This is a genomic window from Amycolatopsis sp. CA-126428 (assembly GCF_002904335.1).
In the GTDB taxonomy this organism is placed as follows: domain Bacteria; phylum Actinomycetota; class Actinomycetes; order Mycobacteriales; family Pseudonocardiaceae; genus Amycolatopsis.
Map to the genome: position 1 here is coordinate 1 of NZ_PPHF01000073.1, position 8,477 is coordinate 8,477.

General features: G+C 64.0%; 4 protein-coding genes. All 4 read left to right on the forward strand.

Annotation, left to right across the window (positions count from 1 at the left end; all coding sequences use genetic code 11):
• The first annotated feature begins 46 nt into the window (after positions 1–46).
• The gene (locus tag C2L58_RS18320; protein ID WP_103338807.1) at positions 47–229 is read left to right on the forward strand and encodes a hypothetical protein; all 183 of its coding nucleotides are present in this window, start codon (positions 47–49) and stop codon (positions 227–229) included.
• A gap of 1,188 nt (positions 230–1,417) precedes the next feature.
• Positions 1,418–3,472: a tetratricopeptide repeat protein gene (locus C2L58_RS18325; RefSeq protein ID WP_146073631.1), complete on the forward strand. Its 2,055-nt coding sequence runs from the start codon at positions 1,418–1,420 to the stop codon at positions 3,470–3,472.
• Positions 3,473–5,546: 2,074 nt separating this feature from the next.
• Complete coding sequence (locus C2L58_RS18330; RefSeq protein WP_146073632.1) at positions 5,547–7,715, forward strand: hypothetical protein; 2,169 nt, start codon at positions 5,547–5,549, stop codon at positions 7,713–7,715.
• Entirely contained in the window at positions 7,712–8,134 is a 423-nt protein-coding gene (locus C2L58_RS18335; RefSeq protein ID WP_103338810.1) for a hypothetical protein, read from the forward strand. Before C2L58_RS18330 ends, C2L58_RS18335 begins: the two co-directional genes overlap by 4 nt.
• The last annotated feature ends 343 nt before the right edge of the window (positions 8,135–8,477 follow it).

Below are 8,477 nucleotides of genomic sequence, written 5' to 3' on the forward strand. Positions count from 1 at the left end.
ACCATCTACACGGCCGCGTCAGTGGCCTGAGAAACAGTCAGCTCCGGTGTCAACCGAAGTCTGGGCAGACCCCAGCTCGGTGACGTTCATGTACGTGCTGATGCGGGCGTTCGAGGTCGAGTACACTGCGGCGCGGGACGCCTCGCGGTGGCACGAGTTCCACGGCGGCCCGCAGGCGCTGTCGGACGAGGACCTGGAGAAGCTGCTCGCCCCGTGGCTTGGTTGCTGACTATCGCGCGCTCGCTGCTATGATCTTTGGGCATTCGTTGTTATAAAGGACCAGGTAGTCGGCGTCCGCGGGCGAGCCGTGTTGCGGCTGATCAGGTGCATTCGAGGTGATCAGTAACTTCGCACTGAGTGGCATTTGAGGTACTTGACGTTCTAAATGGCTTTCCGTGGTCGTCGACGGTCAAAATCCCGCTTTCTCCTGCTGATGACCAATGTATGTCGACAACCCACAGGCAATCGCAGGTAGCTGTGTTGGCGTCGAGGACGAATGTTTCAGCGTCTGTCTCTGCGACGCGGTATGGGAACGCAATCGGCTTGTTTTCGAAGCTTGGCGAGTCGGGCAAGTAAGCCCCAGGCGAGAATGTTGGCTTGGCTTGAGGCGGTTCCTTGTCGAGGTTTACGTCGAGCCATCTGAAGGCCCACTGATCTCCGCAGCCGCGCTCGAGAAGGGTGCCTGAGATCGGAGGCCGCCTTTCGGTCGTCCGCACTGTTATGTCGGTCAGAACAACCTGGGTTTGGCTGCGTCCCTGTACTGACAGTTGAAGATGTCCTCCGTAGCCATTGCCGGAGGCTGCAGCCCCTCCGCGTCCATCTGGCCAATCTCTCCAGCCATGTGGAAAGGAATTAATGTTCTGAAGAGTTGCTATATTTACCTTCGCAGGTTCCAGGGGAACTATCCATCCGGTTCCGCACATCGGTGTAAGGGGTTCCACTGCGACTGTAAATGGCGCCTGCGTGGCGGAATTTCTGTATACGGTCCAACCGATTACGCTGGCGACTGCGAGGATTGTGACCCCGCTTACCGATAATGTAATCTTTGTCTTCCTGCTTCGAGTTCTTCGAGCTTTACTGTAAACGTACATGTCGCGACCAATGGTGTGTGGGTTCACGACAAAATTGTTGTTGCCATCGATTTTAGTCGAATTGTCGAAGCTGCTGGCCTCGTTTGTGCGTCTCTGCGTTGAATCTTCATCCGAGGTTCGTTTGTCCTTGGATTTCGTCACTGCAACCTCCCGAGGCCAACGCCGTGTCAGGAGGTCGCGCGCTGGCGGGGCATCGTTACGGCAAGGCATGTTTTTGCAGGTGCAGGTCCTGCAGGGGCGGCTACGCGTAACAATCCGTCCATCCTCGGAGACTGAGGGGGCGAAGGCGAAGGTGTGACGTCCATGCGCTGAGAGGAGGCAAGCCCGTGGATGATGCCCGTTCGGCTTGGCCTTGGAGCGCGCGTTGGCCGCTGCGGGTGGGTGTCGTTCCGCCGTTGGCTGGGTGCTTCCAGCAGCGCGTATCCGGGGTGGTCGGCGGTGCGCGCTCCGGCATGGATTGGGGAACGCCAACGCAGATTCGGGTGCTGGCTGGTCTTGGTGGCGTGGGCAAGACGCAGGTCGCGGCGTACTACGTCGAACGCGAGTGGGCGCGTCGTGCCGTGGATCTGCTGGTGTGGGTGACTGCGACGTCGAAGGACGCGATCGTCGCCGGCTACGCCGAGACGGCGTTCCGTGTCTTCGGTGTCGAGGAAGGCGGCCCGCTGCATGCAGCGGAACGGCTGCTCGCGTGGCTGGCCGGGACCGATAAGGCGTGGCTAGTCGCGCTGGACGATGTGCAGGACCCGGCGGACGTGCGTGGCTTGTTACCGCCCGCGGTTGGAAGCGGGCAGGTGGTTATCACAACGCGGCGACGTGACGCCGCGCTCGCGCGGCTGGGGCGCTCCATGTTCGAGGTAAACGTCTTCACGCCTGAAGAATCCGTGGCATATCTGCATGCCGCACTTGCGGACACGCCGCACCTGACCGACGGTGCTGAGGAGCTCGCCGAGGACCTCGGACACCTGCCACTGGCGCTGGCGCAGGTGGCCGCGTATCTGATCGACCGTGACCTGTCATGCACCGACTATCGGGCTCGGCTGGCCGATCGTCGCCGGAAGCTCGCAGATGTACTACCCACCCGCAGTGAGCTACCCGATGACCATCGCGACACCGTCGCAGCGACCTGGTCGTTGTCGGTCGACCTCGCCGACCACCTGACGCCCGCGGGATTGGCACGCCCATTGCTGACAGTCGCGTCGCTGGTGGACCCCAATGGCTGTCCGATCGACGTGTTCACGGGCGCCTCGCTGCTGACGTATCTGCAGACCGTCACCGGACGCCGCGTCAGACCCGATGACGTGCGGGACGTGCTGCGTGGGCTGCACCGACTCAGCTTGATCAGTACCGAACGCCACCTCGGTGTACGGATTCACGCGCTGGTCCAACGCGCGATCCGCGAGACCCTCAGCTACTCCGGTCTTGACCAGATCGCAGACGTCACCGCCCAAGCGCTCCTCGATGTATGGCCCGAGGTCGAACCTGATCTTAACGTGGCGCAAGTGCTGCGCTCGAACGCTGAATCACTCCACGCGCATGCGGAGACGTCTCTGTGGGATGGTGCCGGGTATCGCGTTCTCTTCCGTGCCGCGAAGAGCCTCGGCGACCTGGGGCTAGCTTCCGCAGCTGCAGCGGCGTACGAAAAGCTCGTCACATCAGCCGGACAGCACAACCGACCCACGGACAGCCGTGTGGTGCTCGGTGCTCGCAAAGAACACGCCCGCTGGCAAGGCGAGGCGGGCGACCCGAGAGCCGCCGTGACCGCGTTCATCCCGCTGTTCGAGGACTACCGGCAGGCGGTTGGCCCCGACGATCCTGACACCCTGAACTTGCGAGGGCATCTCGGGTACTGGCGCCGAAAGGCCGAAGACGTGACCGGCGCAGTGGCCGACTACGAGGAGCTGCTCGTGGACAACACTCGTGTGCTCGGTGCTGAGCACCCCTACACTCTAAGTGTGCGAGCAAACCTCGCCCAATGGCGAGGCGAGGACGGAGACCCAGCCGGCGCCGCCGCTGCAACAGATGCACTGATTGCGGACATCACGCGAGCGCTGGGGCCTGATGACATCCAGGCGTTGTGGAACCGAAGCAACCGCGCGCACTGGCAGGGCGAACTCGGCGACGCGGCTGGCGCGGTCGATGCACTCCGGGAACTGCTGATAGACCACCAGCGGGTCTTAGGACCAAGTCATCCGCATACCCTCAGGGTTCGACAGAGCGTCGCCGAGTGGCTGGGCGTGGCAGGGTGTTCACGTGAGGCGGCCGAGGAACTCGAGAGTCTGATGGACGACGTAGTTCGCGCATTCGGCCCACATCATCCCGACACTATCCACACGTCCAGCCGCCTTGCCTATTGGCGTGATAAAGCTGGTTTGGCCAGCTGACCGAAAAGGCAAGGTGATCGAACATGTTGACTTCAATATCGGCGATCGGCGGCCTGGTTGGCCTTGTATTCTCTGTCATCCTTCTTTCGTTTCAAACGAGGGCCGTAGCAAGGCAAACGAAGATCAGTAACTCAATCGCCGCGATGAGCGCGATTCGTGATTCGACAACCGATTTGCGAGAGATTTACTCATTCTTTATTGATCGCCCTGAACTTCGTCCATACTTCTATGGCGCGAAGCCATGTCCGCAATGGGGTCGAACCCGTGCGCGAGTCTTGACGATCGCCGAAATGCTGGCGGACGCCTTGGAGAGTGGTCACCTCGCAACTCAGTTGGCCCCTGCTTCGGAGTCGCACGACGACTGGATCGATTACTGCAAGTCGATGCTGCGCACGGGCCCGGCGTTCGCTGATCTTGTTCGACGGTATCCTGCCTGGTGGCCGCGCCTTCACCGATTGCTTGGGGCTGATACGACCTTTGGTTGTTCGGGTGCGTTTGATGAGACGCCAGGGGGCCGTCGACCTCCGGGCTCCGCTGGGCGAGTCCCAGGCGTAGCCGATCGTCGCAGTATCAAGGTGGACCAGGCTGCAGTGCTTGGTGTCGTCCTGGCTGCTGCCGTCAGCATTTCCGCTGCTGAGGGTGTATGGGAGCCGCTTGAGTCGATCGTCGGGGTCGTATTGCTTTTGCTTGTTGCGGCGTACGTTGATACAGGGCGGATCACCGGCAAAGGTCTGCGGGTCCAACGGTGGGCTGTGTCCGGGGTGGTGGGTCTCGGTGGCGTCCTCGTGGCAGCCTGGCCGCTTCAGTTGTCGGGACTTAAGCCAGGCAGCGCCGCGCTGAATGGATGGCTATGTGGGGTGTGGCTGTCGGTGGTCTTTGCGTATCTAGTGTGTCTAGCCGTACGTCGTTCTGGGCGCCGGCCCCTCCGGCGTTCGAAGGAGCTGTTCTCCAGGGGTGTGGCGGCTATCTGGCGGCGCTTCACGCGAGTGGCGTGAGAAATCGCTCTCTGAGTGCATCGCGTGGCTGTGAGCTGCACCTACCTAGATGTTGTCGTTGCTGTAAACAGTGCGCATGGGTTATGTGATGCAAATTTTGTTTCTTTGTAGCTGGCCGAAGCGCAAAAGTTTGCGTATCCGAAGCCGAGCCCACCACCCGGTGCCGCTGCGTCGTGACCATCGCCGTCGAGCGCTGGTCTGCCACTCGTCGACCTTGCCTACGATCCTGATCGTCATGGTCATCACGTCTCTCATCGAGCGTCGGTTGTAACGGTCGAAGCATGATTTGAGCTCAGCCCGTGGGCGGCGCGGATCAGCACGGCGTGGGTGCTGGCAGGGCCGCCGCTGTAGCCGACCCCCTCGTGGCCTCATGTGGGCGCATCGGGGCCGGGTCGGTGCGCAGGCGCCCGTTGCCGGTCGGGTCAGGACCAGCAGTGCGGTGGAGGTCTCGGATTCGTCGCGGCGAGTATGGTCTCGTCGGTCCAGGTCTCCACGACCTGTAGGGCTACCGACGACAAACCCGAACCCGGGTCCTGGTAGCACGACCCGTGCGGCGCCACCCAGAAGATCGCCGAACGCGTCATCCAGAACCTCCGCAAGTGATGCCGCGCCAGCGCGCCTGCCAGCGTGGGCACGCCGGGTATCCACGGCGCCGGGAGACGACAGTGAGCGCGACGGGTCGTTGCCGTATGACCTGGGACGATGTTGCGTTCGGACCAGCCTTGCGAGGGCCGCCCGTGAGCCAGATCACCTCAGCGGTAACCTGTAGGCGTCGAGCCTTTCGAGTCTCGATCGCGCACCGCTTCGGTGGTCCTGAAACTCGGGCGCCGCAGACCTGTGAGCTGCAGCGTGACGCGATTTCGGCGGCATCCCGCACGGGATGATCAACCCGGCACGAGTCGGCGGACCGGAATCACAACCCGACCGACGGCAACTCCGAGCTGGCCCGCCACGACCCGGACCTGAGAGCCGGCGACTGACGGATTGGACGCCCATCCCGCGGCATGCGGGCTCTGGCGGCGGGGTCGAGACGGCACGTCGCCCTCGGCCTTTGCGCGCGAGTGTCCTAGGAGGGCACCGTGAGCACCACATCGATCTCCACAGCAGAGCCCGGCTCCGACGACGACGGGAAGATGCCGGCTCTCAAGCACCGACCGCGGCCCCTGCCGACACCGCTCCCGGCACGCAACCTCACCTCCGTCCGGTCCGCGCTGCAACGCAACCAGGCTGTCAACCTGCCCGACGAGGCCGCGTCGGTGATCACCGGCGGCCTGACCGATCCGGACCGATTCAAGCTGCTGGTCGAGCCGTACCCGGCGGCGGACGGCGGGCAGACGTCGTTGCTGAACTCCAAGCGTGTCGGTGAGGGCGACGTGTTCGTCACCCAGCAGCACGACCGGTTCATCGACATCGGCGTCATCCCTGATCTGGCCGGCGCCCGCTGGGCCCACACGCTCCTCAATCAGCTCGACAACGCGACTGGAGAGCGGCCGGCGGCGAACCTCACGACCGCCACCGGACCGAACAACAGGCCCTATGCGATGCTCGAGCTGCAGGTCGCCGACCACCAAGAGTTCGCTGCGCGGATCCGGGAAGCCTTCGTCAGGACCCTTCCGGACAACTCGACCGTCGGCAACGACTACACCGCCAGCGTCCTGCAGTCCGGCGTGAAGGAGCCATTGCTGCTCGTCCCGATCCGAATCCGGTTCGCGGATGGATCGGCGGACGAGTACTACCTCGTCGCGATCGACGGCAACTCCCGCCTCGTATCGATGTGGAAGGGACGGGTCGGCGGGAAGGTCGACGACGCGGCGACCGCCTGCATCGAGACCGTCGTCGGGACGATCACCAGCAAGTCGGTGCAGCGGGCCTCGGCTCGGCACGTGCGTGACCAGCTCACCTCCCGGATCGTTCGGGTCAACAAGGGGCTGAAGGAAGCGGTCCTCAGCGAGGCGACGATCCGCGCCGGGCACACCACCACCGCGCCTTCCGTTGTCGTGGTCGGCGGGCTGACCACTGACGGCGCGGGTCCGCTGACCGACTTGGTCGCCGCGCGCGAGGACGTGATCGCGACGATCCACACGGACGCGACACCGTGGGGTGCGGTGGCACAGGCGGAGCAGGGAATGGCCCGTCTGCTCCGTCGCGCCCTCAACGGTCGCCTGATCACCGCTGACGAGCGGATGGTGATCGAGGGCCGCTGCACCGTAGAGCAGATGCACGCCACACTCGGTGTTCCCGCGCACCGGCTGTGGGCGGTCGCGGTCACGCTCAGGGCGATCCTGACGACGTGGTACCCCGAGATGCGGACCCTGTTTGCGGAGGAATTCAACAACAGCAGGCCGAACCGCCTGGCGATCGGCAAGCAGATCGCGGCCACGGCGCTGTCCGGGTATCGGTCGTGGGAGGGCTACGGGGTCGCAGTTAACGCCTTCGCCGACGGCGGCCCGATCAGCGAGCAGGTGTGGGAGACCACGTGGAAGCTGACCCAGGGTGAGACGCCGTTCGAGGTCCTGGACGCAGTCCTCCGGGCGGCGTTGGACGGAGACCAGTCGGCGATCGCCGAGCTGTGCGTCCTCGGCGGTGCCGCGGCGATGCTCGACGGGCTGATCACCCGTGACCGCGGGTCGAAGCTGAATCCCCTGGCTGGCGGTGAGGTCCGTTACGTGCCTCTGCGGATGCGCCCGTACCGCGTGGTGGAGGAGCTCGCCAAGTCCAAGGGCGGCTTGAAGACGCTGCACTCACTGGCCGTCGCGCACATCAACGAGGGGATCGCCAAGCAGTTTCACACGCACAACGACCCGGAAGGCACGTTCGTTGACGGCGACCCCGTCATGGACTTGAGCGACGTGCAGGCGGAGATTTACTCGGAGTGGCACATCGTCTACGCGGCCGACCCGCAGCGCTCGCAGGAGGCCATCGACGCTGCCACGAAGGACCAGTCCGGCGGCGGGGATGGGAAGCCGACGGAGCCGGAAGCAGTCAAGCTCCGACGGATGCTGCTCGATGGAGCGCAGGCGGTGCAGAAGGCGACCCTCGGGCTTGCGACGCTCTCGCAGTCGCAGGGCAAGGCCGTCTTCGGTGGCTACGAAAACGTCGAGGCGATCAAGGTCAGCCTCCAGGAGAGTCGCGACGTCCTGAACACCTACGGTCCTGCCCCGCGGGTAATCATCGCCGATGACCCGGATGACGACGAAGTCGAGGGGGCCCTGTTCGGAGATGACGGCGCTCCGTTGGTGCGCGCATGACGCCGAACGCGATCATGCGGCGCCAGATCGAGCAGGCTGTGGGCCTGATGCGGCCGGTGCTCGACCTGCCGGCCGGCGGCCTCCAGGCCTGCACGATGGCCGTAGCGCGCTACGCGCGGGTGTCGTCGACGCCGACCTCGGCGGTGTACATCACCTGGGATCCCCGGGGCGGCTGCCGGTACGTGGGAAGCGGCTGCCGGCTCGAGGACGTGACTGCTGTTCGAGCCCGGGTGCGCGAACACCTGCGGCGACGGGAACGACGCGCCCGCTGGTACGCCGTGACGATCCTGCCCGTGACACCGAAGACGTCGCTGGAGGTCATCCGCCGATGCGAAGGCTGGGTTGCCTTCGTACTCAGGCCCGCTGAAGGTTCGGCTCATCCGTTGATCGACATGGAAGCGCCGATCACCGCGGCGTGAGACGCAGGAAGTGGTGGTGGCGTGCTCCGATGGCCTCGGAGCCCGCCGCCACCGTTCCCATCAATACTCCGCTGGCCATAGTTGGTCTTGGTGTTGGGCACATGCGGGCCGAGGTAGCCTACGCAGAGCAGCCCGCTGCGGCCGAGGTCGTCGAAGAAATGCAATCGGGGTGCCGTCGCCTTGTGACAGGTGTGACACATGTCGCATTCGAATGTTCAAGGTGCTTGAGCTGCGTGAACGCGGAATGACTTGATGTTGTAAAAGGGTAGGTATGGGTGAACCACTCGCGAATTTTCGTCGCGTTATATCGGCGATATATCGGATTGTTGATCCGGCGCCTGCT